Genomic DNA, 26,059 nt, shown 5'->3' on the forward strand with positions numbered 1-26,059 from the left:
CCATGCATGACTTTCCTATGGGCATCTCGTCTGATGCATAGCGAACGTCAGCGAAGCCGTTTTGCCACCAACTTATTAAGGCATATACATTCCCCGACCTTCCACAGTCGGGGAATTTTATGTTGGGTAATGTGTGAAGAAAATTCTACACTCTTGACGCCCCTCAACAGTTGCCTGGAATGAAAAATAGTTTGGATGGGAGAGTAAGTAGCTGACAGTGAGCAAACCAACCCCACCCTAACGCTAATTGGCCGCATCGGCTCTGTATTTGGCACAATATTTCTACGCCAGTATAGCAGACAAGACAACGATACGCCAATGAGACTCATGAACTGGACACCTACCCACTTCCCTGCTCCCATGCGCTCGCTGAGTCCGAGCACACGAGCTAAAGCCATCGAGATTGCCAACGCACTCATGGCCCGCGAGAATATGGACCGGCAGGAGGCTATCCAGCTTAGTATCATTGAAGCGCGGCGGCAGGCCAAAGCCCAGCTCGCTCCCGAGGTATCGATGTTGTCGTCTACTTTTTCACTCCAACAGGCGTAAACCCAAAACCTCAACATGATCTGGAATAAAGCCATCTACGATACGCTGACCGGCTGCGCAGCACTTTGCGACGAAACCGCTACGGAATCATCACGGTCGAATGATATTGAAAACTGGTACCGCTTCATTTTCCTAAATCTCGACTGTGCCGATTTGTGCCGTCAGGTGGCTATGCTCTATGTACGGGGCTCAGAAAACACCCGGTTGCTGGCGCAAGCCTGCATCGATGTGTGCGAAAAGTGCGCTGGTGAGGCGCAACAGTTCAGTTCGGAGCGGGCGCAGCAGGTATATGCCATGTGCCAGCAAACGATCCTGAGCTGCTCGAAAATCCTGTCGATGTCTACGGGCGACGAGCCATCAGCGCCTACTCAGGCAACCCCAGCGTCGCTGTTCTACGGCATTGACCTGCGCGACGCGCTGTATAACTAAGCAAATCATTTGTTTGACGTTTAGTGTTTACGATGTATCGGTTTGTCGACCTCGCTGAGAGGAGTCAAACAACGATGACTCGTAAACACCAAGCGTCAAACTTTTTTTATCCCAACGTTATGGAAACCCAAACACAACACAACCCCCAACTGGAGAAAGTAAAAGAGATGGTCGACGATATCCGCATCGCCATGATGACGACCGTCGATGAACAGGGTAATCTGGTAAGCCGCCCGATGGCCTGCATGCAGGTGGACGCCGACGGAACGCTCTGGTTTTTTACCCAGAAATCGTCACCCAAGGTCGACCAGATCCAGCATAATGAAAACAAGGTAAACCTGAGCTTTGCCAATGTTTCCGATGCGGACTACGTCTCGATCTCAGGTACGTCGCAGGAAGTCGATAACCGCGCCAAGATCGACGAACTCTGGTCCGACATGGCGAAACCCTGGTTCCCCAAAGGCAAGGATGATCCCGAACTGACGCTGCTGAAAGTGCAACCCGAACTGGCTGAGTATTGGGATTCGAACGACAGCCGCATCGTACGGCTGTTCGAGATGGCCCGCGCTGCCGTCACGGGCGACACCTACAAGGAAGGCGAAAACGTAAAAGTGAGCCTCTAATGTAAAGAAGAGCAAAGGAAAGGGAGTAGGGCGAAAAGGAGGGAGTGAACGGGTGTTTCCAGAACACGACCAGCCATATCCCTGCCTTTTCGCCCTACTCCCTTTCTGGCTTCTTCGCGTTCCCCATGATCACCCGACTGATTGATGCGGGCTGGGAGGTTATCCACCAGCCCGCTCATGCGTTATTGGCCTTCCAGCTAGCGCTCCACTGGCAGCCCGCCAAACGCCCCGAGCGTTGGGCCGAAACCCTCATCGCACTTACCGAACACGACGACGGGCAGGACCCCTATGAAGGCCGCAACCACCTGACCGAAGCCGGTGCGCCCCGGCACTTTCAGGTACTCGATTTCTCGGTTGGGCAGATGCAGAATATGATCAGCATCGCCCTTCAGAAAAGCCGGTGGAACGCCCTGATGGAGTCGATGCACATTACATTTCTGTACGAAGAAAAGCGCGGCCAAAGCGCTGACCTGGACAACTGCCTAGATCAGCAGCGGAAGAACCAGCAGTCATGGCGAAAACAGTACGGTGTCTCTGAAGCGACAGCCCGCTACGCCTATGATTTTGTGCAATGGTGCGATGCGTTTTCGCTCATTCTGTGCCAGAATCAGGTGCCCCCCGAAGGGCGTCGTCTGGAAATCAGCGTCGGGCCTGATGGCGAACACTACTACGTTTTTCAGCGGCCCAATGGTACCCTGGGTGTTGATCCGTGGCCCTATGAACCGGATACCTTCACGGTACATATCGAGTACGTTACGCTTGATCAGCTCACGTTCCGCGACGACAAAACACTCTACAACGCCCTTCAGAAAGCCCCCATTCAGGTACAGGAGTGGACGTTGGCGAAATAGTGAAAGGAGCGAACGTGTGCAAGCGATAAAGCGTGAATGGGCTGACGCTAAATAATGGATGCGTCAGCCCGTTCACGCTTCATCGCTTGCACACGTTCGCTCTTTGAACTACACCATTCGCAGGAGGATCGATGACCGCTCGGGTACCATGAAAGGCGTTTTTACATCCACACGCTCACCGCTTTCGACGGTGCCCTGGTAGGTGTCAACGATCACTTCGTAGTGGGTGCGCGCCTTGTGCGGAGCGGGCAGCGTAAACGGAATCGGCTCCCAGTAGCTGTTCAGAATCCAGAGCAGTTTGGAGCTACCCTCTTTGGTTTCGTTGATCAACGTACCTGATTCGTCCTGCTCGTCGACCCGGGCTCCGTCGATCCACAGGGCGAGGCAACGGGTATCGCCGTTGGCGTAGTCCTGCTCGGTGAATACTTCGCCGTCGGGTCGCAGCCAGTCAATCTGCTCCGTGTCGTAGAACTTGCGACGACTCAACAACGGGTATTTCAAACGTACCTGCGCCAGCTGACTCACGTAGTCGAACAGTTGCTGATTCTTTTCCTCCCAATTCCAGTTGAACCAGCTGATGTCGCTGTCCTGGTTGTAGCCGTTGTTGTTACCATGCTGGGTACGTCCGTATTCGTCGCCCATCATAAACATCGGAGCCCCTTGGCTCAGCAACAGCGTCGTCATGAAATTACGCTTCTGGCGTTCGCGGGCGGCGTTGATGTCGGCGTCATCGGTTGGGCCTTCCACGCCCATGTTCCAGCTTTCGTTGTTGCTCTCGCCGTCGTTGTTGTTTTCGCCGTTGGCCTCGTTGTGCTTTTCGTTGTAGCTAACCAGGTCATTCAGCGTAAAGCCGTCGTGCGCAATGATGAAGTTCACGCTGTTGCCGGGGCCACGTCCGTCGGCGTAGAGGTCGGGGCTACCCAGCAACCGTAACGTCATTTCGTGCGCCTGCCCTTCGTCGCCTTTCCAGAACTTCCGTACGCAATCGCGGTATTTGCCGTTCCACTCCGACCAACGTACCGGGAACTGCCCGACGTGGTATGACCCGATATCCCAGGGCTCGGCGATGAGCTTAACCTGGCTCAGCGTGGGGTCCTGATTGACCGTGTCGAGGAACGACGAAACGTTGTCGCCCAATTCGCGAATCAGCGCCGAAGCCAGATCGAACCGGAAGCCATCTACGTGCATTTCCTGCACCCAATAGCGCAGGCTGTCCATCACCACCCGCAGCGTTTGGGGATGCGTGAGGTTGAAGGTGTTGCCCGTACCGGTGTGGTTCATGTAAAACTGAGGCTGCTCGGGCACGGTATGGTAATATACCCGGTTGTCGATGCCTTTGAACGACAGGGTGGGGCCCATCTCATTGCCTTCGGCAGTGTGGTTGTAGACCACGTCGAGAATCACCTCGATGCCAGCCGCGTGCAGGTTTTTAACCATCTGCTTGAACTCATGCACCACGTTGTCGCTGGAGGCGTAGCCGTTGTGCGGCGCAAAAAAGCCAATGCTGTTGTAGCCCCAGTAACTTTCGTTGGTGAACTGGTGCACGGGTAGTAACTCGACCGCCGTAACACCCAGCTTTTGCAGATACTCGATCGCCTCCGGCGTGCCCAACGCGGCATACGAACCCCGGATGCCACCGTCGATGGTCGGGTGCTGGTAGGTGAAGCCTTTCACGTGCATCTCATACACCATCGACTTGTGCATGGGCGTACGGGGTGCCTGATCGTCGCCCCAGTCGAAGGCGGCCGAGTCGATCACTACACTTTTTGGCGCCACTTTACCGCTGTCAACCTCGCTCATTTCGCGATAACGGTCTTCAGCTTCGCTTTCGTGGTTGTAGCCGAGCGTATCGACTTCACCGCCTACGGTGCCGTGGATTTCGCGGGCGTAGGGGTCGAGCAGTAGTTTGTTGGCGTTGAAATAATGCCCCTCTTCGGGTGCATAGGGGCCATCGACCCGGTAGCCATACAACTGGCCGGGACGAACGCCTTCAAGGTAAATGTGCCAGACATTCTCGGTCTTTTCGGTTAGTTCGATGCGATGCGTTTCGTGTTCGCCCCGTTTTGAGCTGAACAGACAAAGGGATACGCTGGTCGCGTGTTCGCTGTAAATAGAGAAATTAACGCCCTGTTCGTCGACAGTGGCACCCAGCGGATAGGGCTGGCCGGGCCGCGACGGAATGGTAGGCGCCGAAGCCATTTTATGTGTAATCATAACGGTTGAAGACTTGGTAGAAATTACCAATAAATAAACCGCCCGGCCGGGCCCATTGTTTGGGAATTGACGCGCCTTTTCGGCTTTTTCAGGGAAACACAAACCGGCAATTGGACTAACCTCAACTAGAGGTCAGAAACCCCTAAAACAAAAAAGCCTGCACTCACAGAGTGCAGGCTTTCCGATCCCACCATTCACTACACTACCAAAGCCAAGCGTCCCATTGTTGCATGGGCCGACTCGACTTTACTCTTCTGGCGAAGCAGCAACTCACGGGTACTAGCCGCGATGTCGGTCTGCTCAAGCACATCTCTATATTCGTCGAGGGCTTCGGCATCGCCGCGCTGACATTCTTCAGCAACGGCTTTGTCGGTACTGCCCGATACGGCACTTTTGATATTGATCCAGGCGCGGTGCAGATCAGAAGCCAGGCTGGTGCCGCCTTCCGGATCGCCGCCCAGCGCGCGGATCTCCCGATCAAGTTCCTGACCGAATTCGGCGCGTTCCCGCGACTGAGCCAGAAACAGGCTCTTCAATTCGGCATCTTTAACGTTTTCTGCGGCCTCCTGATAGCCTTTCTCGGCATCATGGGCGCTTGTCAGCAACTTGTTCAGTTGGTCGAGGACTTCGCCCCGGGTTTCTTTAACATTCATAGCGTTGATTATTGATTGCACAATGTAGACTGAAAAATGGATACTCTATAGGAAAACTGCCAACGAAGCTATTAAAAGCTAAAAATCGAGCAACTGGCATTTCTTACTGTCCATTCTCTCGCTTACACCTTGCGGTTACTATCATTTCTGGGGATCGTGCCCCCAGTTTTTCAGGGAAAAAAGCCAGTTACTACCTGCTACCTCCTGCGGCTTTTGGGCCGAGTGGCGGCGCACGTAACTGATTACCTTGCGCATGTGGGCGTAGTCGTCGTTGGTCAGATCGGCCTTTTTCGTATTCAGAATCCGGATGATCTTTTTTCCTGACTGATGCCCAACCGATTCGGCGGCGTCATCGTCTTTCTGGCCAACCTTCTTCGAGTCATCGGTATCCAGCCACTTCTCCAGCGCAGCAGCTGTCATATTAACAACTTCGTTGAATTCGTCGTATACCTCTTTCTTTTCCTGATCGTCGAGTGTTGCCGTTGCCATGACTTAGCCTGTTCTAGTTAACGTTGCCTACTTACCGTTCATTGTTTCCTCTGTTCGATATTGTTTCGACTTAAACGAAACAATGAACGATAAGTAGTAAACTTCTTGGTTATTCGATTTTGCCGTCTTTGGCATCGCGCTTCATCTTGTCATTAGCAAATACGGCGATATCGACCCGGCGGTTTTTTGAGCGGCCTGCCTCCGTGCTGTTATCAGCAACCGGCTGCGATTCGCCATAACCTTTCTCGTCAAGCCGGGCTCCTTTTACACCCACGCTTTTCAGGTAACTGGCTACAGCGTCGGCCCGCTCTTTAGAGAGTTTCAGGTTGTAATCGTCTGGGCCGGAGGCGTCGGCGTGCCCCTCGATCAGCACGTCGGTGTCGGGGTATTTTTCCAGCGTCTGGGCAAACTCAGCCAACTGACGCTTAGTGGCCTCTTTCAGGTCTGATTTGTTTACATCAAACAGAATATCTGAGCCAAAGGTGATTTTGATACCTTCACCGACCCGCTCGACAGTCGCGCCGGGTAGATCGCGCTTGAGTTCCTCGGCTTGCTTATCCATGCGGCGACCAATCACGGCACCGGCGGCACCGCCAACCGTAGCTCCGATAATGGCCCCTAATACTGTGTTTCCTGATTTACGGCCAATAACACCACCAGCTACCGCGCCCGCACCGACCCCAATGGCCGCACCGCGCTGCGTTTTGTTGGTGTTCTGCTTAACCGACTTACAACTCATCATAACATCGCTGGTGGTCAGGCTGGAAGCGAGCAACAGCGCTACCATACCTTTGCGATTGACGTTCAACTTGTTCATAACGTGATAGTGAATTTGATTTAGCCATATATAGCCAAATCATGTACCACATCTGGTCGAAGACGAAAAAAAGCCGTAAGTAACTCGCTACCAATCTAACAATGAGTTGGTTAGAGTATCGCTGGAAGGCGGTCGCAACGGACTCGGGTAGCGACCTGACTATACCATAAGATCGCCAATTTGTGGAAAATATTCTACAAGAATTGTAGACTAGTACGCATCAACCGTGCAGGCGGCTCAGGAACTGTTCTTTGAAGTGACGCCCCAGCGGAATCGTCCGTTCACCAACGCGGATTTCGTTGTCATCGAACGTGTCAACCCGCTCTGTATTAACGGCATAGGAGCGGTGTACCCGAACCAGCGACGAATATTCGATCTTGTCCAGCACCGCCGAGAGGGACAGCCGCAGCGAGTATTTCTTGGTGTCGGTCAGGAAGGTCGTGTAGATATCGTCGGCTTCCAGGATCTGAATGTCCTTGAGGAAAATTTTGATGAACTGATAGCCCTGTTTGATGAAAATGTGCTGCCCCATTTTCAGGATCAATTCGCGGTTAGTCGATTCGCCGCTGCTGGCAGTCGTCGGGCTCGCGGCCGGCGTCTTGTCGGTTCGGCTTAGGTTATTGATCGCGATGTCGATCGCCAACCGGAGGTTCATGAGGTTGTAGGGTTTGGTCAGGTAGGCGACCGGGAAGGTTTGTTTGGCGCGCGCCACTGTTTCGGCATCGGAATAGGCCGTGAGGTAAATAACCGGTACCGGGCGGATGTCATTGATGCGGCGGGCGGTTTCGATGCCGTCAAATTCGCCTTTAATCGTAATGTCGCACAGAATGAGGTCGACATCGTTGTTCCGAAACAGGTCGATGGCTTTGAGGCCGTTGTTGGCAATGCCCACGACGGTATAGCCTTCTGATTCCAGGTGATCGCAGAGCGTCATGGCCAGAATGGCCTCATCTTCAACGATTAAGAGATTCATACAAAGAGGAAGTCGCTTTTCATTCATCGAAACTAACGCCATCTGCTTGCCTCAGGCGCGTTAGTCTCCATTCAATCCGGCGCCAAGTTACTGTTGGATATGTAAACGAAAATGGAGTCCCTGCCCGGGCAGCATAACGCAGTTGCCGCCAATCTGTTGCGACAGGCCCTCGATGAGCCGTTTCGGGAGTGGTACGCCCGCCCGTGACCATCGGGTAGGGTGGGTGTCGAGCCCGGGCCCCTGATCCAGCAACTCGAGGAGCCAGCCATTTTGCTGTTTCAGACTAATGGTGACAGCGGGGGGCTTGGGGGCGGCATGGTGCGTGGCGTCGGTGAGTAACTCGTGCAGAATTAGTCCCACCGGCAGGGCCAGGTCGGCGTTCAGTTCATCCGTATCGAGTTGTAGCGCCAACTGAGGGCATACCGGCTGTTGCGTCAGCGACTGATACAGGCTACAGACATATTGCCGAAGGTTAATGTCGGTGGGTTGCCCGCCCAAATAGAGTCGTTCCTGCAAGAGTGCTACCGACCGGGTTCGGCTGATACTCTGTTGCAGCGACCAACGAGCCGCCGGTTCGTGGGTTTGACCCAACTGCAGTTCGAGCAGCCCGATGGTGATGGCCAGGTTGGTGTTGACCCGGTGGCTAAGTTCGCGCTGCAGAATTGCCAGATGAGCCGATTGCTGCCCTAGCTGGTAACGTACCTGGCGGAGCTGATAACCAAGCGCCAGGCAGATCATCGCCAGCACCCCACCAGATAACAGCCAGTAATGCCAGTATGTGGGCGGAAGCAGCGTCATGGCAAAGAAGAGGTTGTGTTCGGCTACCAACCGTACAAAAACTAGGTAGCCGTGGACAATAAGCACAAAAGAAGCGACTCCTGCCGCCACAATGTGGGTGAACAGCAGCTTCGTGAGTGTCAGAGACCAACGTTTGTTGGTCAGGCCATTTGCAGGGTATGCGCGGGAATCGTCAGCCGGACTTGCGTACCCGCCGACGTATCGATGGACAGGCGGGCGCCCAGCTGATCGCTGAGGCTGTAGATAAGACGGCGACCAAATGACGTTTTGCCCGCGTTATTCCAGGTCGCCGTGTTGAAGCCCGGTCCGTTATCCGCCAGTAGCAGGCAGAGATGAACGTCGTCGCGCCAGAGTTGCAGCGTCAGGTTAGGGCGCGTGGCCTGTGGGAAACCATATTTAAACGCGTTGGTCAGTAACTCGTTCATAATGAGGCCTAACGGAATCGCCACGTCGACGTCGACTTCGTCGATGTCGAGCCGGAGTGAGCGGGTCAACTCGGCGTCGGAATAGCCATAGGCGTCGCTCAGGAATCCGATCAGGTCAAGCGAAAACTCCCGCAGATTGATGCGCGTGGTGGCGTCTGACTGATAGAGGCGCTGATGGATCAACGACATTGCCTGCACTCGCTGCTGACTTTCGACGAACGCCTGCCGAACCGGTATGTCGCTGATGCGATTGGCCTGTAACTCGAGCAGACCGGACACCACGGCGAGGTTGTTTTTGACCCGGTGGTGCAGCTCGCGCATCAGAAGTTTGAGCTGCTCTGACTGCCGCTGCACTTCCGCCCGGCTGTTTCTGACGCGCTGATACAGCAGTAGAAGCAGGCCCGACAGCAACAGAAATACCCCTGCACCCACGCTGAGCCACACTATCTGCTGGGCGCGGCGCTCGTTTTCGTCGTTCAGGGTTTTGATGATGTGGTGGTTTGTCTCGGTGTCGTAACGGGTTTGCAATTCGGCCCGGGCAAAATCGGCTTTGGCCCGGAGGCGGGACAGATCGCGGGCTTTGTCGGCTTCGATACGGGCCAGTTCGCCTTCGTGCTCGAGCTGAAGGCGCGTGCGGGTCTCGGCAAGTAAGCGATCCTTCTGCGCCGAAATTTCGGCCAGTTGGCGCGCCCGATCAGTGTCGAAACGGGCTTGCATGATCGTAATCTGGCGACTTTTGTCGGCCCGGAGGAGTGAGTCTTCAATTAGCTTCTGCTCTTCCAGCATCGCCAGCGCCTGTTGGTAGTTGCCCGCACCCCGATACGCTTTGTAGCTGATCATCAGTGTGTTAAACAGCCGGTGGGGGTCCTTAATGGCCCGGGAAAGCGTTATGGCCCGGTCGGCATAGTCAACGGCTTTGGGGTAGTCGCGCAGGCGCTGGTAGGCGTTGCTCAGGTTCCGGTTGTTGTGCTCGAGGGCTGTTTTTTCGCCCAGCTTCGTGTTCAGCGCCAGCGCTTTAGTCAGGTGCTCAAGCGCCAGCTCGGGTTTGCCAATGTCGCAGAAGTATTGCCCCAGGTTCCCGTAAAGTAAAGCCAGCGTCGACAGGTCGCGGGGTATTAGCGTAGCCTGAATGGGTTCGAGCAGGGCAATAGCCCGCTGATAGGCTTTGTAAGCCGCGGGCAGGTTTTTAAGATCACGCTCAATAATGGCGATGGTATTCAGTGCATTGGCAATCTGAGCCGGTCGGGCATTAGTCGCTACAAACGCCGCGTGAGCCTGGTTGGCATAGGCCAGTGCCCGGCGGGTCAGTTCGGCCACGTGCTGGGAGTCGCCCATGCGTTTGTAGGTAAGCGCCAGCGTCTGGTACACAGTAGCGACGCCCACTTGATCCCGGAGCTGCTCGCGATACGATAACGCCTGCTGAAAATGACTGAGCGCCTCGGCATAATTGCCGCGATCGCGCTCTTCGAGGCCCAGGGTCAGATAGCCCTGAGCCATATCGGTGGGCTTGCCGGTTTGCCGACTCAGCGAAAACAACTGTTTGGCGTACCAGTACGACGAGTCGGGCCGCACAAACCGATGCGCTTGCCAGCGGGCGTAAATACCTGCAACCTGTGCTGAATCGGGCGGTGGAACGGTGGGATTCACCAACGTACCCAGCCCAATCAACAAACTACCGTAAAGTTGACTCATCCAGAAAATGGTTAAGGTGTAGGTACGGTGAGGACTGCATGCGCGACTGGCCGCGAGTGTTCAATACACGAAGCTACGCAACTTCTAGTTAATAGCTTTGCCCGCTCTTACGAAGTAGTAAGGTACAATACAACAGGCTTTTATAACAATACCGTCAGGCCCGCTTGCTGATAAGCGGTCACTAACGCCGGATCGGCCCCGGCATCGGTGATGAGCACTTGCGCCAGCGTAAGCGGGGCAAACTGAAAATAGCTGGTTCGTTCGAGTTTAGAGGAATCGCAGAGCAGGTACGTATGCTCGGCCTGCGCCGCCATCTGCAGGGCTGTACTGGCTTCTTTCTCGCTGTTAGCACTGAGCCCGTGCTGACTCGATAGCCCGTCGACGCCGATGAAGGCCCGCTTGGCTCGATATTGCTGCATGTGTTGAGCGGCCATCAACCCATGAACCGCCTGCCGGTCGGCATCGACCTCGCCGCCGACCAGATTGATCGTGACGGAGGAGCCAAGCAACTCGCTCACAATGGGTAACGAATTGGTGATGATCTGGATGCGTTTGTGGCGGATGAACGGGCAGAGTTGAAAAACAGTACTGCCGCAGTCCAGAAAAACCGTGTCGCCTTCCTCGATCTGCTGGGCGGCCAACTGCGCGATGTGTACTTTCTGCTCGTATCGTTGGGCCGCCTTGTGTTCAAATCGGAAGGGCTGCGCCATATCCACCCGCATGGCCCCACCCCGCGTGCGGATGAGCAGACCCTGATCGGCCAATTGCACAAGGTCGCGCCGGATGGTCATCTCCGAGGCTTGTAACAGAGTAGCTAAGGTATGCACGTCGATCGAGCCGTGTTCCTCAAGGGCGGCCAGAATGCCTCGCGTCCGGTTTTGAAAATTCATGAATTAAGTCGTTGTTTGCACATAGTTGAACAAAATAAAACAAAAACGAACAATATGGCTGCTGATTACGTGCGAATAACCGACGAAAAATTGCTTTCCGACAACTGGTATGTTTTGAAACGCTACACGTTCGACTACCGCCAACGCAACGGTGAGTGGACCACGCAAACGCGCGAAGCCTACGACCGCGGCAATGGCGCGACGATTTTGCTGCATAACCCAACCACCGATACCGTGATTCTGACGCGTCAGTTTCGCCTCCCTACCTACGTGAATGGAAACCCCACGGGCATGCTAATCGAAACCTGCGCCGGCTTGCTCGATAACGATCAGCCCGACGATGCCATACGCCGCGAAACGGAAGAAGAGACGGGCTTTCGGCTGTCGAACGTGGAGAAGGTGATGGAGGCCTACATGAGTCCGGGGTCGGTGACCGAACGGCTCTTCTTTTACCTCGCCGACTACAATGCCGATACGGAGCGGCGCGCGGGTGGGGGCGTCGATGAGGAGGAGATCGACGTGCTCGAAGTGCCACTTTCCGACGCGCTTCGTATGATCGAAATCGGCGAGATTATGGACGGGAAGACAATCATGTTACTATATCACCTAAAACTAAGGCAATTCGCTGCTGCTACCTTATGATGATTCTTATCGCCGGCCCCTATCGGGGCGGCACCAACGACGACCCGGCCCTGATGGCCCGCAACTTAGCTACACTGGAATCGGTCGCTCTGCCGCTGTTTCGTGCCGGGCACCTGCCTATGATCGGTGAATGGGTAGCGTTGCCGCTCATCCGCCTAGCTGGCTCGAACCGCCCCGGCGACGAGGCCTGGAATGCCATTCAGTACCCGGTGGCCCATCAGCTCCTTGACCGGTGCGACGCCATACTGCGTCTTGAAGGTGCCTCAGCTGGTGCTGACAACGACGTTCGTATTGCCCGCGAACGAGGCCTGCCGGTATACAGTAGGGTAGAAGACGTGCCTGGGGTGAGTGCCGCCCAAACCAAACCATAAGGCTGTTGCTTGTAGACACGACGCCTACAAGCAACAGCCTTATGGTTTTCAAGCACTAAATGGTTGGCGAGCCGCCGGTAATCTGCACGGTGCTGCCGGTGGCGTAGCTTGAGTCTTCGGAAGCCAGGAAGACGTAGGCGGGCGCCAGTTCAGCCGGTTGACCTGCGCGTTTCAGGGGTACGTCCTGCCCGAAGGTGCTGGTTTTGTCGGGTGGCATCGTGGCGGGGATTAGCGGTGTCCAGACGGGGCCGGGCGCGACGCAGTTGACACGAATGCCTTTTTCGGCCCACACCTGCGCCAGATTGGCGGTAAAGTTCTGGATGGCCCCTTTGGTAGCAGCGTAGGCCAACAGTTGCGCATTGGGCTTGTAGGCGTTCACCGAGGTCGTGTTGATGACGGTGCTGCCCGGTTTGAGGTGTTCCTCCGCCGCTTTGCAGATGTGAAACATAGCGAAGATGTTCACCCGAAAGGTATGGTCAAGTTCCTCGGCGGTGATGTCCTGGAGCGACTCGTGCGCCATTTGGTAAGCCGCGTTATTGACTAGAATGTCCAGGCCCCCCAACTCGTCGACGGCCCGCTGAACGAGCTGTCGGCAATGGGCTTCTTCGCCAATATCGCCGGGTACCAACACGGCTTTGCGGCCCGCTTCCTCCACGTACCGGGCGGTCTCGCGGGCATCGTCGTCTTCATTCAGGTAGGCGATGAGCACGTCGGCTCCTTCGCGGGCAAAGGCAATCGCCACCGCCCGGCCGATGCCCGAGTCGCCGCCGGTAATCAGCGCTTTGCGGCCCACGAGTTTGCCCGATCCTTTATACGACGTTTCGCCGTGGTCGGCTTTGGGGGTCAGCTGCGCATCGGAGCCGGGTGTATCTTGTTCCTGCTCACCGTAGGGTGGCTGCGGGTATTTGGTCAGCGGATTCTGCAAAACAGCCGTAGTGGCCTGGGTTGTTGACGGGGTCATTGTGTCTGGGAGATTGGTTATCCTGTATAAACCATACCCGCGTCGGCCCGAATTGTTGGTAATAAGGTCTATCTGTGAGTTAATGGTCTGCAAAGATAATAGACTTTATATAGAATGAACCGGGGACCGTCCAGGGGTGTTTTTTAGATATACACTCCTTCATGCTATCAACTATTTTCATGCTGAAAACCGCGCTGTTGACCACCGCATTGCTGGGGCTGACAGCGCTGGCCCCGACTGCCTGTCGCCAGGCTGCCCCCGCCGACGTAACGGCCCCCAAGCCCCGCACCATCGTCGACGCCACCCTGCTGGGTACGTATACGCCTGATCAACTGCGGAGTCGCTATACGGGGGTGTCGTCGGCATTGCGGCTGCTCACGCGCTACGGCATTCAGGTGTATAAACTCACCTACCGGACCACCAATACTGACGGAACAGCCATCGTGGCGTCGGGGGCGGTGCTGGTACCCGATACCGATGGGCCGGTTTCCTTACTCAGTATGCAGCACGGCACGCTGGGGGGCGACGACCAGGCCCCGTCGTATTACCGGAGCAGCAGCGAAGTGTATTCGTTTGGGTCGGTATTTGCCTCGACGGGCTACATCGTAGCGGCTCCTGATTACATCGGCTACGGGGCGTCCAACAAGGTGCCGCATCCCTATCAGCATAACCAGTCACTGGCGTCGGCATCGCTCGATATGTTGCGGGCGACCAAGGAGTTTCTGGCCGATAAGCAGGTCAACTGGAATAAGCAGCTGTATATCGCGGGCTATTCGGAAGGTGGATACGCCACTATTGCCCTGCAAAAAAAGATCGAGGAAGCGGCTGCCGACGAGTTCACGCTTACGGCGTCGAGCGCGGGGGCCGGTGCCTACGATGAACCGGCTTTTATGCGGCATATCGTGAACACGAAAACGCATGGCAATACCGACTTCAACCGGCTGTATCTGTGGGTGTTGCTGACGTATGATCGGATCTACGGCCTGAATCGACCGGCGTCGTACTACTTCAAGGAGCCTTACGCCAGCCGGGTGAAAGCCGACGGTCGTTATGCGCAGTTAAACGCTAGCTTCAACGAAACGCTGACCGATACCTTCCGCAAGGCCGTAGCCGATGGCACCGATGCGGCGTTTGTGAAGGCCGTGCAGGACAACGCCATTTACGACTGGAAGCCCGTGACGCCCACGCGCCTGTATCACGGCGACGCCGACAACACGGTGTTCTACTTCAATACGCAAAATGCCTACGAGGCCATGCAACGGCGCGGGGCAACCAACGTAGCGCTCTATCGCCTGAAAGGTCGTAATCACTATACCGGCATCCTCGATTTCGTGCTGGGTACGTTCGAATTCTTCGGCGCGAAGCAGGTGTAGGGTATTTAAGGGTTGGCACATACCGTTTCCGGTTAACTCAGGCCAACCCTTACACTCAGTTCTCCGGATAACTCACAAAGGCAAACCGGCGGCTGTCGGGCGACCAACTGGGTACGTTGAGGGTACCCTGCCCGCCCCGAAACCGGGCGAGTTCGCGGAGCTTGCCCGTCTTCAGGTCCATGAGGCGTAGCATGACAGCTTTGTCGGCCGGGTGGTTGCTGCCCTGATCGACCAGGTAACTGATGAAGACGAGCCAGCGCCCATCGGGTGACGGGTGTGGAAACCAGTTTGAAAACGCGTCGTTGGTGAGTTGTCGGGCGTTCTGTCCGTTGGGATTCATCTGCCAGATGTCCATCTTTCCCGACCGCATTGAATTGAAGTAGATCGTTTGCCCATCGGGGGCATAGTCGGGTCCGTCATCGAGGCCTTTGGCGGTTGTCAGCCGCGTTTCGGGGCCGCCATTTACCGGAATCGTATAAATGTCGAAGTCGAAGCTGCCATCGCCCTGGGCACGTTGCGCCACGTAGGCGAGCGTGCGGCCATCCGGCGACCAACCATGCCAGTAGGAGGGGGCCTGCTCGGTGACAAGGCGCGGCGTGCCACCACCAATGGGAACTACGTACACCCGCGACGACCGGCTGTTACTGCCCGGCAGGAGGTCGTTGTTGCTGATGGCCAGCAGCTTGCCGTCGGGCGAGAGGCCGTGGTCATTGTTGCTGTTCGTAATGTTGCCGGTAGGAATGCGGGTTTTCTGCCCACCCCGAACGGCCACCCGATACAGGCCCCCTTGTTCGTTGATAATCAGCGAAGTGCCGTCTTTCGTCCAGTTGGGCGCTTCGAATCGGCCTGTGTCGCGCCGAATCACTGTCCGCTGGTTGGTGGCCAGATCAAATGTTTCTAACTGACTGATGACGGGTTGTGGCGCCGACGACGCCCAGGGCATGAGCGCAAACAGGCAGTACAGGTGTCGCATGTGAACAAAAAAGAGTCTGGTTTAGGAAGGGCAATACTAGCGAAAAGCCCCGGCTCAATTAAGAACCGGGGCTTCTCTATCATAGATCGTTGAGTAAATCAGGTACGCGTACTTGATTAGTCGATTTTGAACGACTCCTTAGCGGAGTTCACGCCCGACTTAACGTCGTCGGCGAGTTCATCAACTTTGTTATTGTAGTCAGACTTGGCCTGTTGCTTGTTGTATTCTGATTCAACCTGGTCTTTTGCCTGATTGAACTGTCCTTTGGCTTGATCTTTCACCTGGTTGAACTGGTCTTTCGCCTGATCAACGTATTGGTTGGCTTGTTGCTTCACCTTCTCGAACTGGTCCTTCGCCTGGTCTTTCACCTGATTGAACTGGTCTTTCAGGCCTTCTGAGCGTTTGTTTGCTTCATCAACCAGTTTCTCACGAGTTTCTTTGCCGCTGCGGGGGGCTGTGAGGATACCAATGGCTACGCCAGTTAAAAGGCCGGTCAAAAAATCACGTGTACTGCGCATGATAATGTTCGTTTTGGAAGTTTGAAAAATGGGTTATTCGGGCAATTGCGACTCGTTTCGGGTACTGGCCTGTGAATGGAAAGGCCAACGAAATGGAGTCGGTGAGCCTTTTACTAGAACCGTGCCCGGCGTTTTACATCGCCAGCAGCACCTTTGGCTGTTTCAGCCGCTTGATCAACGTAGTCGTTATACTGGTTGCGGATGGCATCGAGACCGTCCTGCAGTTGACCCTGAAGATCTTTAAAGAAGCTATCGGCGTCAGAAGAGAGTTTATTCCGGGTTTTGCGGCCGCTTTCGGGGGCCAGCAATACACCAGCTACTACGCCAACGGCAATGCCTATTAAGATACCTGGTAGTGACTTCATGTGTTGGTTGTGTTATGGTTTATTGGTCATAACGACACGCATCATAGGGAAAAAAGCGTACCAGTTTGTGCAAGGAAAGATAAGTATTATGTATAAGTTATTGTAGGTCAAGTGATTGGGTTTTAGGGAACGGCAAAGTGAACCGAATCGATTATTTTGCTGCCGGGGAAAAAGGTCTACAGTTTGGCGACCACAACCCCCAATACCCTCTACGTTCTACAACGATGCGATTCAACTATTTCCTGTCAGCAGGCCTTCTGTGCCTCCTGGCGAGCTGCGCTCCGCAGTCAACTATTTACATAGTGCGCCATGCCGAGCGCGCCAACGACTCCGATACGACCAGCCTATCGGCGGCGGGGCTGCAACGGGCCGAGCGCCTGAGTCAGCGACTGGCCGGTTTACCCCTCGACAGCATCTTTGTAACCCCCTATACCCGCACCCGGCAAACCGCTGCGCCCACCGCTCGTTCAAAGGGTTTGCCGTTGACTCAATATGCCGTGAAGCCCGTCACCGAAATCGCTGAGCGGGTGCGTAGATTTCGGGGTAAGTCGGCCCTGATCGTCGGTCATAGCAACACGGTGCTGGAGATTGCCCGTGCGCTGGGTACGTCGCCAAGCATCCGCGAAATCCGTCACACCGATTATCAGTACCTGCTTATTCTGCGTTTCCGGCAGCCGTCATCGGGTCAGCCACGGGTTACCCTTCGCGAAGACACCTACTGACCGGCGCATCTGGAGCCAATCGTTCATTCTTTCAGTGACCACCGTATGCCTACATTCACTCCTACACTTTTTCTGAGTCTGTTTTCGGCTACCCTGACCCTGGCTCAGGCTCCTCAGGCGGCGTCATCCACGTCGCTCGCGACCAAACAAACAAGAGCACAGGTCAACGCCAACGGCAAGCATGTCCGGGTTGTCCGCGAAATCCCCGATACCTACAAAGGCCGTGTCATTGTGGTAGGGTCGGGAGGCGGGGTTGTGGGCCAGGAAACGACCTACTCCCTGCTCGATGATGGCCGTCTGTTCAGCAAAAAGACGGGCGACAAGACCTACACGTATATCGGAAAGCAAACGGCCGCCAACACCAAAAAAGTATTCTGGTCGGTGGAAGACCGCTGCGCCATTAAAAAGACGACGTATCAGAAACCCGGCAACCTGTATCGGTTTGTGGGCTGGCGCAAGGGGCGTGAGGCATACAAAGTAACCTGGGCACCGGGCGACAAAGCGGTGCCGGCCAATTATGAGCAGGTGTATAAGGGCTTCACCGGCATGCTGCCCAAATCATAAGCCTGGCCCCGACAACGGACCCAGCAACTCATCCACCACCTAACGCGATGCCTCCTCTATGCCTACACGACTACGTTCTCTTCTCATTGTCGCCGCCTGCGTTCCCATAGCGGTACTGGCGCAACAGCCCGCCCTGCCACAACGGGGCTTTTCGGTTAAACAAAAAAGCGGACCGGCCGATGTGGAGTTGCCCCGGCGACTGAAGGCCGATGAGACGCCCCTGCCAACCAACCGGCGGCAGGCACCCACGCTGACCGCTACCGGCGCGCCCACGCTGACGATGCCACCCCTGCGGCTGCGGGTAGTGCGCGATGCGCAGTCGGGTGCCCCCATCTACATCGAAAATCAGTCACCCACGCCCAGCGCCGGCAATCGGCAGGGGCGGCAGTCGGCTGCGGCGGCTACGTTCTCGTTTTTGCGCCAGGTACGTAACCTGATGGCCATCAACGACCCGGATCAGTCGTTTACCATCCGCCAGACCCTAACCGACGAACTGGGGCAGACACACCACCGGCTCACCCAAACGCACCGGGGCCTGCCCGTCTACGGCGCCGAACTGACCGTGCACCTGACCAACGGCGAGGTGACGCACGTGATGGGCCGTTACCGCAACGTACCCAGCACGCTGGCCATTTTGCCGACGTTATCGCTGAGTGACGCCGGTAAGGTGGCCATGAACGACGTTGGCCGCAAAACCATCGTGCAGATGTTCGGGCAAAATCTCCTCAAGATGGAGCCCGTCAAAGGCGAGTTGTGTGTCTATACGGGGCTGGACGGTAGCAACGTACCCGCCCGGCTGGCCTACGACCTCACCATCCGCCCCAACCTGATGGAACGCTGGCAGTACCTTGTCGACGCCGAAACCGGGGCGGTGCTGCATAAATTTAATAACACCTGCGGGGTCGATGGGCCCGTCAACGCCACTGCCCGTGACCTTAACGGCGTGTCGCGCACGTTCAAAACGTACCTGAGCGGGACCAGCTATTACCTGCTCGACGCCTCGAGGGCCATGTTCAGCGCACCGAAGTCGAAAATGCCCGACTCGCCGGTTGGCGCGATCTGGACCATCGACGCCAAAAACACGTATGGCGACAACCTGAAGGTGAGCCAGGTTACGTCGGCCAACAACACCAACTGGACGCCCACGGCCGTATCGGCCCAGTACAATGGGGGCGTGGCTTACGACTACTTTCTGAAAACGTATGGGCGGAATGCGATCAACGGCAACGGGGGTACCATCGTCTCGATCATCAACGTCAACGACGAAGAAACTGGTAAAGGCATGGATAACGCCTATTGGAATGGCGAATACATGTTCTATGGCAACGGCGACGTGGGGTTCAAGCCGCTCGCGGGGGCGCTCGACGTGGCAGGCCACGAAATGAGCCACGGCGTGATTCAGAACACAGCCAATCTGAATTACCAGGGACAATCGGGCGCGATCAACGAATCCTATGCCGACGTTTTCGGGGTGTTGATCGACCGCGACGACTGGACGGTTGGCGAAGATGTGGTGCAAAGCCGGATCTTTCCGTCGGGGGCTTTGCGGAGCATGCAGAACCCAAACCAGGGCGGGGCCAAGGGAGATCCCAACGGGTATCAGCCCAAAACGATGGCGCAATATGTGAGTACGACCGAAGACAACGGCGGGGTGCATATCAACAGCGGCATCCCCAACTACGCCTTCTACCAGATCGCGACGGCCATTGGCAAAGACAAAGCCGAACAGATTTATTACCGGGCCCTGACTACGTACCTGACCCGCTCGTCGCAATTTATTGACCTGCGGCTCGCGCTGGTGAAAGCCGCCACCGACCGCCACGGCGCCAGCAGTGCCGAAGTAACGGCAATAAAAACGGCCTTCGATAACGTGGGCATCACCGAAACCAGCAGCACACCCAAACAGGATACCCCGACTATCCCGACAGCCAACGGGCAGGATCTGGTCGCCGTGATCAGCACCGGCGATGGCAAACTGTACAGCACGCCCTATCCCAATACGGCCTTCACGGTCCGTAGCACCTCGCAGCCACAACGCCGCCCCAGCCTCACCGACGATGGGAAGTACGCCGTTTTCGTAGGAGCCGATAAACGCATCCGGGCCGTAGACATGACGCGCCCCGCTTCGGAAACCGTGATTTCGACCGAGACGATCTGGGCCAACGCGGCCATTTCAAAAGACGGCACCAAACTGGCGGCGCTCACGACCAACGAGGACGGCAAGATGTATATCTACAGCTTCGATCTGGCCAAGTGGCAAACCTTCACGCTCTACAACCCCACGTCGGCCAGCGGCGTGAAAACGGGGGAAGTCGCCTATGCCGATTCGTTCGAGTGGGATTATTCGGGCGATTACGTGATTTACGACGCGTTCAACAAACTGAACAATGCCACAGGCAGCCCTGTCAACTTCTGGGATGTAGGCATGATCCACGTGTGGGACGGGGCGAAAAAGAATTTCGCCGATGGTCGAATTGATAAGCTGTTTACCGACCTCGACGAAGGCGTTAGCATCGGGAATCCGTCGTTTTCAAAGACCTCGCCTGACATTATCACGTTCGATTATTTCGACGAAACGAGCGATACCTATTATGTCATTTCGGCCAACGTTGAGAAAGGCGATGTCAAGCTGACCTACGAAAACAACACACTCGGCTTCCCCAGCTATTCGCGCACCGATAATGCCATGGTGTTTACGGCGGAGGTCAACAGTAAGGAAGTCGTGGGGATCATTTCGCTCGAAGCGGATAAGATCACGCCCAAGGCTGGTACGGAAAAAATACTCTACAACAGCGCCAAATGGCCAGTCTGGTACACAAACGCGGCGCGGGCCATCCCGACCAAAACCAACCAGACGATTACGTTCAATGCTATTGCCGACCGCTTGATCTCGGCGGGCAACCTGACGCTGTCGGCCACGTCATCGGCCAATTTGCCGGTTGGGTTTACCGTAAAATCGGGGCCAGCCGAACTGGTGGGTAGTAGTCAGCTGAAATTCACCGGCACGGGTACCGTTACGGTGCGGGCCTTCCAGGAAGGAAACAGCACCACCTACGCCGCCACGCCTGTCGACCGGACGTTTGAAGTGCAGGCCTTGCTCGCTACCGAACCCGATTGGAGCGGCCAGGTACGTGTGTTTCCGAATCCGACCCGCTCGCGCGTCGCGGTCGAACTCCCGGCGGGCATCGTCTGGACGGCAGCCAGTTTGGTCAGCAGCAACGGGGCCGCGGTGCAGCAGCACCAGACCGCGCTGCCCGCCCCCACGCTCCACCTCGATCTGGGTACGTTACCCACTGGCCTCTACCTGCTCAACATAGACACCAACGAAGGCCAGGTACGTCGGAAGATCGTGCGGGAGTAAGGAGTGAATAATGAATAATGGAGACTGAATAATGTATAATGGGCTGGCGCATTAACAACTCTGCGCCAGCCCATTATACATTATTCAGTCTCCATTATTCATTATTTCTCGGTGCTTTTCAGGGCCCAGTAGACCAGGACGGGCTGGAAGAAGAGGCGGGTCAGGCGCTTGCGGTCGGTGTCCAGACCGAAGGCACTGCGTTTGTTGACGTATTGGGAAATGTTGCCGGGGAAAACTGCCGTGAAAAAACCCGCCGCGATTTTCCCGACCGTTTCCTGCTGGTTAGGGCCGGCGAACACTAGGCTGCTGCCCAGCGCAATTTCGGCGATCCCCGAATAGACCACTGTATCATCGACGGGCAGGGGCACCCAATCGGGCACCTGGGCCCGGAAGGCCTTGCGGGCAAACGACAGGTGGCTTACGCCAGCCACAATCAGGTTGGCCCCCAACAGCAGGCGGGCCACTTTCTTAACCGTTTTCTCGTCCATCGTAGTGTATTGATTGGTGCGCGTTTGACCCTGTTCGTGGGAGACTGCGCGGCGTGATTTGCCCATTCTTAACCCCGCCTGGCCGGCAGTTGTTGGGCGAGAACTCACTTTTACGTAAACGAAAGCCCCAACGGCGCGGTTAGCTAAGCATGGCAAAGGTGTCGCTGGGAACGTTACTGGCCCGCGTTGGGCTCGACTGGTTTATTCTCGCCCTGTTGGGTATGATTGGGTTGGCCCGCCTCTGGCCGGAGCCTGGCCTCGGCGACGGGCCACTGTCGCTGTCGGCGCTGACCAACTACGGCGTTTCGCTCATTTTCTTTTTCTACGGCCTTCGGCTCAACGTCGAACAACTCAAGGCGGGGTTGCGCAATTATCGGCTACACCTGCTCATTCACCTCACCACGTTTGTGCTGTTTCCGGCGCTGGTACTCGGAGCGCGGGCCCTGTTGGTCTCGCCTGAAACGATGCTGCTCTGGACGGGTATTTTCTACGTAGCGGCCCTGCCGTCAACGGTTTCGTCGTCGGTGGTGATGGTCTCCATTGCCGAGGGCAACATACCGGCGGCTATTTTCAACGCCAGCATTTCCAGTCTCATTGGCGTTTTCATTACGCCCATCTGGATGAGTGCCCTGCTGAGCGCCAGCAACGGGCAGTTTGATTTGCAGGGCGTTATCCTGAAGCTGTCAGTGCAGGTAATCGTGCCGGTGGTGCTGGGCCTGCTACTCAACAAACGCTTAGGCTGGTTTTCTGAACGTTACAAAACGGCCCTGCGCTACTTCGATCAGCTGACGATTTTGCTCATTGTCTATACCGCGTTCTGCGAGTCGTTCACGCTGAATCTGTTTCGCGGCTACTCGGCACTTGATCTGCTGGCGCTGGCAGGCGGCATGTTGTTGCTCTTCTTTGTTGTCTTTTTCGTGGTGATGCTGGTGAGTCGACTACTACACTTCAGCCGCGAAGACCGAATTACGGCCCTGTTCTGCGGGTCCAAAAAATCGCTGGTGCAGGGGAGTGTCATGGCCAAAGTGCTGTTTCCGCCCACGGCAGCGGGCGTAGTGCTGCTGCCGATTATGATGTACCACGCCCTGCAACTCATCGTGGCCAGCATCCTCGCCAAAGCCATGATCAACTGGCATCCGAAGTCACCGCCGAACCGGGCAAACGCCCCTCAGGTAGTGACCGATTCAGAGATGTAATACCGGCTAGTCTATAACAAAAAAGCCCATTCCGCACGGAATGGGCTTTTTTTGTGCTCGAAACGAAGCGGTTATTTCAGCGTGACGAAAATCAGTCCGTTAGACGCATTGGGTCCGTAAAGCCGCGTAGCCTGTGCTCGTTCAGAAGCCGCTTTGGGTCGTTCGATCCGCAAGCTGGCTATTCTGTCGACGGGTAACTTACGCATCGCTGAGTCAGTAGTTACGGTTCCATCCACCACGTAAACAGGCTGCTGATGAGCCGGGATAGGGCGACTTGGCGTGCAGATACGAATCGCGGATGCTGAGATTTGTTTGCCCGCCTGAGGTGTCGAAGACAACACCGGAGCCGATAGAGGGAGCACCAATGAACGAACTTTCACCTCGGATGGCGCGAGAATACCCTTTGGCATCAACGCCGACTGCCCATAGCTTGCCGAGCCGAGCAGGCAGCTTATCCCCATGATACCAACCAGTTGCCCTATTCGGTGCTTTCGTTCCGTTTGCATACCCTTGCTTGTTTTCATCTGGCTAACGTACCCACAAAGAAACGAAATTGCAAAACTGATTTATTTAGCCTTCAGCGTGATCTCGACCAGTCCATACTGCGCTTTGCTGCCGTAAGCATCGAGTCTAGGGCCACTCTTCCAGACGCTGATCGACTCGATGGAGGCGGGGTCAATAGCGTCCATCTCGGCTTTGGTGATCTCTTCGCCATTGATCACATAGAGCGGTTCCTGACCCATAAGGGGGCGCAAAAGCGGTTTGACGGTCATTGTAGGCTTACCGGAAGTACTGGCGGTTGCTGTAGATTGGCTCTGGTCGTCGGGGTTTGCGGAGGTGCCTGTCTGATTAAACCCCGTCGCTTTTGCCGGCTTTTTGTCGAGTTGAAAATGGATAGGCAGGTTGTATTTCACCGCCACGACCCGTCCGTTTTGTTTGCCCGGAATCCAGTTGGGCATGAGCGACACCACCCGAACGGCTTCTTCATCGCAGCCTGCACCGATGCCCTTCAAGACGCGTATCTGATCGAGACGACCATCGGCATTCACTACAAACGAGATAAAGACTTTACCCGATACGTTCTTTTTTACAGCCTCGGCTGGGTAACGAAGGGTCTGGCCCAAAAAGCGATACAGCTTCGCCTGGCCACCCGGAAACGTGGGTACCTGCTGAACAACCGTGAAGACTTCGCTTTGCTGTGAGGGCGTAATGCGATACGGTTCAACAACGGGTTTGGGTACGTTGGTGGTTGCCGATGCCGGGTCGAGCACAACGTTGACGTTCAGTATACTGATATTCGTAGCAACGGGGATCGTTTGTGGCTTGAAGCCAACAAAGCGGGTAATCAGCGTACTGCCAGCGGGCGCGTCGAGTTGAAAATGACCTTGCACATCCGTGGTGGTGCCACGCTGGCCATTTTTGACTTCGATGGTGGCACCCGGCAACGGGCTGTTATCACTGGCCCGAACAACGCCGCTTACCCGCACCGAAGCGCTTGCGGCGCTAACTGTTTCCGGTGCATGAGCGGTTTTTGGGGTTAAACGCAGATCACCGAATACCACAAGATCACCATCTTCAGGGTTAATCGTCAACTCCATATCCTGGTAGCCCCTGGCGTTGACTGTCAGAACTGTACTGGTAGGAACCGTCAGCTGAAAATGGCCTTTTAAATCAGTTGTTGCTCCCGAACTGGCTCCTTTAACCGAGACAAAAGCGCCCGGCAGCGGGGTACTCCCCTTGCCAGAAATGACGCCTTCGACGTAAACCTGCGCCGTTGCTCCGGGCGTCGCTAGCGCACCAGTTGAAGTATCAGATGTAGGTTCGGGGGCAGTTGTCAGCGCGAGCAGAGCCGTGGTAACCGGCAAAATGAGCGCGTATTTCCAGAGGGCGCGCCGTTGGGTGTGCTGTTTATAGATCATTTGTATGCGTTGTTTAAGGGATGGAAAATTGGTCTGATTGGTACTGAAAGGGTGCGTAAGGGCATCGGTCGGTAAATCGAAGGCGTAACTCACCAGAAAACGGGCGTAGTCGTCTCGCTGCGTGGTGGCCTGCTCGGTGGCGAAGCGATCGGCCAGAAATTCGTGGGTCTCGCGGATGGCCCGGCCGTAGCCCCAAAGCGCGGGATTGGGCCAGCAGAGGGCCTGCGCCAGTTCGATCAGCAGCACGTCGACGCTATGCCACTGCCGGATGTGCCCCAACTCGTGCTGCCGAACCGTCTCCGACTGGGTATCGGCGGGGTTCAGCACCAGATAGCGGAAGAAGGAGAATGTGGGTGTCTGACTATCGGGTGGGTATACCAGCGTGTGGTCAGGTTGGGAAGCCGTCGGCCATTGGTGGATGCGCCACAACACCCGCCCAACGCGCCAGCCCGCCCGTACTGACAGGACGACAGCGCCAGCCAGAACTGCCCAGTACAGTAACTTGGGCCAGTCGGGGAGAATCGGTGCTGAATCGGTCAGCTCTGTCGCGGAGACTACGTACCCGGCCTCCGCCGTGACCGTAGCCGTGACCGGTGCTTCGTCGGCCCATAGCCAGCCCAGGCTCAGGCCGGGAACCTGCACCAGGGGAAGCAGAAAGGAAGCCAGCAACGTACCCAGCAGGTAAACCCGATTGAGGCGTAGAAACGTGTGGTTGCGCAAAAGCAGCCAGTAAGACCCATAGAACAGACACAAAAACAGATTGGCTTTGAGCCAATAGAGCAGGAGGGGCGTCATGGTTTCCGGCGGTTTAACAGGTCGATGATCTCATCGGCTTCGTTCAGGCTCAGGTTGCGATCTTTCACGAAAAAGGAGACCAGCTGCTTCAACGACCCGCCGAAGTAGTTGGTCATCAGTTGCTCAGTTTGAAAACGGCGGTACTCGTCTTCTTGAATCAGCGGGTAGTACTCGTGCGTTTTGCCGTAGGCGGTGTAGCCAACCACCCCCTTTTTCTCCAGAATTCGGATAATGGTCGATACTGTATTATAGGCCGGTTTCTGGCCTGTCGAGTCGAGAGCAGGTAGCTCTGTCAGAATGTCTTTGACAAACGCTTTTTTCAGCCGCCACAACACCCGCATGATGTCTTCTTCGGCATTGGTCAGTTCGCGCATAGAGGATCGTTGGATTAATAGTATAAGCCAAAAC

27 protein-coding genes are annotated in these 26,059 nt (G+C 55.9%); 11 read left to right on the plus strand and 16 right to left on the minus strand.

Translation table 11 applies throughout. The annotated features are described in order from the left end of the window. Nucleotides 1–318: 318 nt before the first annotated feature. The 4 genes from FAES_RS15160 to FAES_RS15175 all read left to right on the plus strand — a co-directional run bounded on the left by FAES_RS15160 (nt 319) and on the right by FAES_RS15175 (nt 2,452). Complete coding sequence (locus FAES_RS15160; protein ID WP_015332113.1) at nt 319–549, plus strand: DUF2188 domain-containing protein; 231 nt, start codon at nt 319–321, stop codon at nt 547–549. A gap of 15 nt (nt 550–564) precedes the next feature. Then, a complete protein-coding gene (locus FAES_RS15165) occupies nt 565–978 on the plus strand; it encodes a four-helix bundle copper-binding protein (RefSeq protein WP_015332114.1) in 414 nt (137 codons plus the stop codon). A gap of 119 nt (nt 979–1,097) precedes the next feature. Then, complete coding sequence (locus FAES_RS15170; RefSeq protein WP_041257927.1) at nt 1,098–1,601, plus strand: pyridoxamine 5'-phosphate oxidase family protein; 504 nt, start codon at nt 1,098–1,100, stop codon at nt 1,599–1,601. A gap of 125 nt (nt 1,602–1,726) precedes the next feature. Next, nucleotides 1,727–2,452, plus strand: coding sequence for a DUF3891 family protein (locus tag FAES_RS15175; RefSeq protein ID WP_015332116.1), 726 nt, complete (start codon nt 1,727–1,729; stop codon nt 2,450–2,452). A gap of 108 nt (nt 2,453–2,560) precedes the next feature. Here the strand turns inward: FAES_RS15175 and glgX are convergent, their stop codons facing one another. From glgX to FAES_RS15215, 8 genes are all read right to left on the minus strand, one after another. Next, nucleotides 2,561–4,666: a glycogen debranching protein GlgX gene (gene glgX, locus FAES_RS15180; protein WP_015332117.1), complete on the minus strand. Its 2,106-nt coding sequence runs from the start codon at nt 4,664–4,666 to the stop codon at nt 2,561–2,563. Between the two features lie 197 nt (nt 4,667–4,863). After that, a complete protein-coding gene (locus FAES_RS15185; protein WP_015332118.1) occupies nt 4,864–5,319 on the minus strand; it encodes a ferritin-like domain-containing protein in 456 nt (151 codons plus the stop codon). Between the two features lie 141 nt (nt 5,320–5,460). After that, complete coding sequence (locus FAES_RS15190) at nt 5,461–5,808, minus strand: DUF3140 domain-containing protein (protein WP_015332119.1); 348 nt, start codon at nt 5,806–5,808, stop codon at nt 5,461–5,463. Nucleotides 5,809–5,917: 109 nt separating this feature from the next. After that, a complete protein-coding gene (locus FAES_RS15195; RefSeq protein ID WP_015332120.1) occupies nt 5,918–6,625 on the minus strand; it encodes a YiaD family glycine zipper/OmpA-like lipoprotein in 708 nt (235 codons plus the stop codon). A gap of 220 nt (nt 6,626–6,845) precedes the next feature. Beyond that, nucleotides 6,846–7,598, minus strand: coding sequence for a response regulator (locus tag FAES_RS15200; protein WP_148289376.1), 753 nt, complete (start codon nt 7,596–7,598; stop codon nt 6,846–6,848). A gap of 87 nt (nt 7,599–7,685) precedes the next feature. Then, nucleotides 7,686–8,396 carry a sensor histidine kinase gene (locus FAES_RS15205; RefSeq protein ID WP_015332122.1) on the minus strand — a complete coding sequence of 237 codons (711 nt, stop codon included), beginning with the start codon at nt 8,394–8,396 and terminating at the stop codon, nt 7,686–7,688. Between the two features lie 140 nt (nt 8,397–8,536). Further along, nucleotides 8,537–10,513 (minus strand): histidine kinase dimerization/phosphoacceptor domain -containing protein, encoded by a 1,977-nt coding sequence (locus FAES_RS15210; RefSeq protein ID WP_015332123.1) that lies wholly within the window; start codon nt 10,511–10,513, stop codon nt 8,537–8,539. Nucleotides 10,514–10,653: 140 nt separating this feature from the next. Then, nucleotides 10,654–11,403 carry a DeoR/GlpR family DNA-binding transcription regulator gene (locus FAES_RS15215; protein ID WP_015332124.1) on the minus strand — a complete coding sequence of 250 codons (750 nt, stop codon included), beginning with the start codon at nt 11,401–11,403 and terminating at the stop codon, nt 10,654–10,656. Nucleotides 11,404–11,457: 54 nt separating this feature from the next. Here FAES_RS15215 and nudK point away from each other — a divergent pair, with 54 nt between their 5' ends. Continuing rightward, nucleotides 11,458–12,045 (plus strand): GDP-mannose pyrophosphatase NudK, encoded by a 588-nt coding sequence (nudK, locus tag FAES_RS15220; protein WP_015332125.1) that lies wholly within the window; start codon nt 11,458–11,460, stop codon nt 12,043–12,045. Further along, complete coding sequence (locus FAES_RS15225; RefSeq protein WP_015332126.1) at nt 12,042–12,416, plus strand: hypothetical protein; 375 nt, start codon at nt 12,042–12,044, stop codon at nt 12,414–12,416. Before nudK ends, FAES_RS15225 begins: the two co-directional genes overlap by 4 nt. 55 nt (nt 12,417–12,471) lie before the next feature. Here the strand turns inward: FAES_RS15225 and FAES_RS15230 are convergent, their stop codons facing one another. Then, a complete protein-coding gene (locus FAES_RS15230) occupies nt 12,472–13,377 on the minus strand; it encodes an SDR family oxidoreductase (RefSeq protein WP_015332127.1) in 906 nt (301 codons plus the stop codon). Between the two features lie 161 nt (nt 13,378–13,538). On the opposite strand from FAES_RS15230, the gene FAES_RS15235 reads away from it, so the two are divergent. Further along, complete coding sequence (locus tag FAES_RS15235) at nt 13,539–14,750, plus strand: alpha/beta hydrolase family protein (RefSeq protein WP_015332128.1); 1,212 nt, start codon at nt 13,539–13,541, stop codon at nt 14,748–14,750. Between the two features lie 55 nt (nt 14,751–14,805). On the opposite strand, the gene FAES_RS15240 is transcribed toward FAES_RS15235, so the two are convergent. The 3 genes from FAES_RS15240 to FAES_RS29610 all read right to left on the minus strand — a co-directional run bounded on the left by FAES_RS15240 (nt 14,806) and on the right by FAES_RS29610 (nt 16,606). Beyond that, nucleotides 14,806–15,723 (minus strand): TolB family protein, encoded by a 918-nt coding sequence (locus FAES_RS15240; RefSeq protein WP_015332129.1) that lies wholly within the window; start codon nt 15,721–15,723, stop codon nt 14,806–14,808. Nucleotides 15,724–15,839: 116 nt separating this feature from the next. Beyond that, nucleotides 15,840–16,241 carry a YtxH domain-containing protein gene (locus FAES_RS15245; RefSeq protein ID WP_015332130.1) on the minus strand — a complete coding sequence of 134 codons (402 nt, stop codon included), beginning with the start codon at nt 16,239–16,241 and terminating at the stop codon, nt 15,840–15,842. A 113-nt stretch (nt 16,242–16,354) separates the two neighbouring features. Next, nucleotides 16,355–16,606, minus strand: coding sequence for a YtxH domain-containing protein (locus tag FAES_RS29610; RefSeq protein ID WP_015332132.1), 252 nt, complete (start codon nt 16,604–16,606; stop codon nt 16,355–16,357). A gap of 224 nt (nt 16,607–16,830) precedes the next feature. Here FAES_RS29610 and FAES_RS15255 point away from each other — a divergent pair, with 224 nt between their 5' ends. Genes FAES_RS15255 through FAES_RS15265 form a run of 3 tightly spaced genes read left to right on the plus strand, consistent with a single transcriptional unit; the run spans nt 16,831 to nt 21,253 of the window. Then, the gene (locus FAES_RS15255; protein ID WP_015332133.1) at nt 16,831–17,328 is read left to right on the plus strand and encodes a SixA phosphatase family protein; all 498 of its coding nucleotides are present in this window, start codon (nt 16,831–16,833) and stop codon (nt 17,326–17,328) included. 45 nt (nt 17,329–17,373) lie between these two features. Next, a complete protein-coding gene (locus tag FAES_RS30625; RefSeq protein ID WP_015332134.1) occupies nt 17,374–17,892 on the plus strand; it encodes a hypothetical protein in 519 nt (172 codons plus the stop codon). Between the two features lie 58 nt (nt 17,893–17,950). Further along, nucleotides 17,951–21,253: a M4 family metallopeptidase gene (locus FAES_RS15265; protein ID WP_015332135.1), complete on the plus strand. Its 3,303-nt coding sequence runs from the start codon at nt 17,951–17,953 to the stop codon at nt 21,251–21,253. 101 nt (nt 21,254–21,354) lie between these two features. Here the strand turns inward: FAES_RS15265 and FAES_RS15270 are convergent, their stop codons facing one another. Next, nucleotides 21,355–21,741 carry a DoxX family protein gene (locus FAES_RS15270; protein ID WP_041259011.1) on the minus strand — a complete coding sequence of 129 codons (387 nt, stop codon included), beginning with the start codon at nt 21,739–21,741 and terminating at the stop codon, nt 21,355–21,357. 149 nt (nt 21,742–21,890) lie between these two features. Here FAES_RS15270 and FAES_RS15275 point away from each other — a divergent pair, with 149 nt between their 5' ends. Continuing rightward, nucleotides 21,891–22,937, plus strand: coding sequence for a bile acid:sodium symporter family protein (locus FAES_RS15275; protein ID WP_015332137.1), 1,047 nt, complete (start codon nt 21,891–21,893; stop codon nt 22,935–22,937). A gap of 71 nt (nt 22,938–23,008) precedes the next feature. Here the strand turns inward: FAES_RS15275 and FAES_RS15280 are convergent, their stop codons facing one another. Genes FAES_RS15280 through FAES_RS15290 form a run of 3 tightly spaced genes read right to left on the minus strand, consistent with a single transcriptional unit; the run spans nt 23,009 to nt 26,025 of the window. Next, complete coding sequence (locus FAES_RS15280) at nt 23,009–23,443, minus strand: hypothetical protein (protein WP_041257931.1); 435 nt, start codon at nt 23,441–23,443, stop codon at nt 23,009–23,011. 60 nt (nt 23,444–23,503) lie between these two features. Continuing rightward, nucleotides 23,504–25,651, minus strand: a complete 2,148-nt coding sequence (locus tag FAES_RS29035) for a M56 family metallopeptidase (RefSeq protein ID WP_015332138.1) — start codon at nt 25,649–25,651, stop codon at nt 23,504–23,506. Beyond that, on the minus strand, nt 25,648–26,025 hold the full coding sequence (locus tag FAES_RS15290; RefSeq protein ID WP_015332139.1) for a BlaI/MecI/CopY family transcriptional regulator: 378 nt from the start codon (nt 26,023–26,025) through the stop codon (nt 25,648–25,650). Before FAES_RS15290 ends, FAES_RS29035 begins: the two co-directional genes overlap by 4 nt. Nucleotides 26,026–26,059: the final 34 nt, after the last annotated feature.

It is taken from the genome of Fibrella aestuarina BUZ 2 (assembly GCF_000331105.1).
GTDB classification, from domain to species: Bacteria; Bacteroidota; Bacteroidia; order Cytophagales; family Spirosomataceae; genus Fibrella; species Fibrella aestuarina.

What these genes read in the sequence shown, in the direction of transcription:
- FAES_RS15160 (WP_015332113.1), top strand. Translation starts at nt 319, where the DNA reads ATGAGACTCATGAACTGGACACCTACCCACTTCCCTGCTCCCATGCGC.
- FAES_RS15165 (WP_015332114.1), top strand. Translation starts at nt 565, where the DNA reads ATGATCTGGAATAAAGCCATCTACGATACGCTGACCGGCTGCGCAGCA.
- FAES_RS15170 (WP_041257927.1), top strand. Translation starts at nt 1,098, where the DNA reads ATGGAAACCCAAACACAACACAACCCCCAACTGGAGAAAGTAAAAGAG.
- FAES_RS15175 (WP_015332116.1), top strand. Translation starts at nt 1,727, where the DNA reads ATGATCACCCGACTGATTGATGCGGGCTGGGAGGTTATCCACCAGCCC.
- glgX (WP_015332117.1), bottom strand. Translation starts at nt 4,666, where the DNA reads ATGATTACACATAAAATGGCTTCGGCGCCTACCATTCCGTCGCGGCCC.
- FAES_RS15185 (WP_015332118.1), bottom strand. Translation starts at nt 5,319, where the DNA reads ATGAATGTTAAAGAAACCCGGGGCGAAGTCCTCGACCAACTGAACAAG.
- FAES_RS15190 (WP_015332119.1), bottom strand. Translation starts at nt 5,808, where the DNA reads ATGGCAACGGCAACACTCGACGATCAGGAAAAGAAAGAGGTATACGAC.
- FAES_RS15195 (WP_015332120.1), bottom strand. Translation starts at nt 6,625, where the DNA reads ATGAACAAGTTGAACGTCAATCGCAAAGGTATGGTAGCGCTGTTGCTC.
- FAES_RS15200 (WP_148289376.1), bottom strand. Translation starts at nt 7,598, where the DNA reads ATGAATCTCTTAATCGTTGAAGATGAGGCCATTCTGGCCATGACGCTC.
- FAES_RS15205 (WP_015332122.1), bottom strand. Translation starts at nt 8,396, where the DNA reads ATGACGCTGCTTCCGCCCACATACTGGCATTACTGGCTGTTATCTGGT.
- FAES_RS15210 (WP_015332123.1), bottom strand. Translation starts at nt 10,513, where the DNA reads ATGAGTCAACTTTACGGTAGTTTGTTGATTGGGCTGGGTACGTTGGTG.
- FAES_RS15215 (WP_015332124.1), bottom strand. Translation starts at nt 11,403, where the DNA reads ATGAATTTTCAAAACCGGACGCGAGGCATTCTGGCCGCCCTTGAGGAA.
- nudK (WP_015332125.1), top strand. Translation starts at nt 11,458, where the DNA reads ATGGCTGCTGATTACGTGCGAATAACCGACGAAAAATTGCTTTCCGAC.
- FAES_RS15225 (WP_015332126.1), top strand. Translation starts at nt 12,042, where the DNA reads ATGATGATTCTTATCGCCGGCCCCTATCGGGGCGGCACCAACGACGAC.
- FAES_RS15230 (WP_015332127.1), bottom strand. Translation starts at nt 13,377, where the DNA reads ATGACCCCGTCAACAACCCAGGCCACTACGGCTGTTTTGCAGAATCCG.
- FAES_RS15235 (WP_015332128.1), top strand. Translation starts at nt 13,539, where the DNA reads ATGCTATCAACTATTTTCATGCTGAAAACCGCGCTGTTGACCACCGCA.
- FAES_RS15240 (WP_015332129.1), bottom strand. Translation starts at nt 15,723, where the DNA reads ATGCGACACCTGTACTGCCTGTTTGCGCTCATGCCCTGGGCGTCGTCG.
- FAES_RS15245 (WP_015332130.1), bottom strand. Translation starts at nt 16,241, where the DNA reads ATGCGCAGTACACGTGATTTTTTGACCGGCCTTTTAACTGGCGTAGCC.
- FAES_RS29610 (WP_015332132.1), bottom strand. Translation starts at nt 16,606, where the DNA reads ATGAAGTCACTACCAGGTATCTTAATAGGCATTGCCGTTGGCGTAGTA.
- FAES_RS15255 (WP_015332133.1), top strand. Translation starts at nt 16,831, where the DNA reads ATGCGATTCAACTATTTCCTGTCAGCAGGCCTTCTGTGCCTCCTGGCG.
- FAES_RS30625 (WP_015332134.1), top strand. Translation starts at nt 17,374, where the DNA reads ATGCCTACATTCACTCCTACACTTTTTCTGAGTCTGTTTTCGGCTACC.
- FAES_RS15265 (WP_015332135.1), top strand. Translation starts at nt 17,951, where the DNA reads ATGCCTACACGACTACGTTCTCTTCTCATTGTCGCCGCCTGCGTTCCC.
- FAES_RS15270 (WP_041259011.1), bottom strand. Translation starts at nt 21,741, where the DNA reads ATGGACGAGAAAACGGTTAAGAAAGTGGCCCGCCTGCTGTTGGGGGCC.
- FAES_RS15275 (WP_015332137.1), top strand. Translation starts at nt 21,891, where the DNA reads ATGGCAAAGGTGTCGCTGGGAACGTTACTGGCCCGCGTTGGGCTCGAC.
- FAES_RS15280 (WP_041257931.1), bottom strand. Translation starts at nt 23,443, where the DNA reads ATGCAAACGGAACGAAAGCACCGAATAGGGCAACTGGTTGGTATCATG.
- FAES_RS29035 (WP_015332138.1), bottom strand. Translation starts at nt 25,651, where the DNA reads ATGACGCCCCTCCTGCTCTATTGGCTCAAAGCCAATCTGTTTTTGTGT.
- FAES_RS15290 (WP_015332139.1), bottom strand. Translation starts at nt 26,025, where the DNA reads ATGCGCGAACTGACCAATGCCGAAGAAGACATCATGCGGGTGTTGTGG.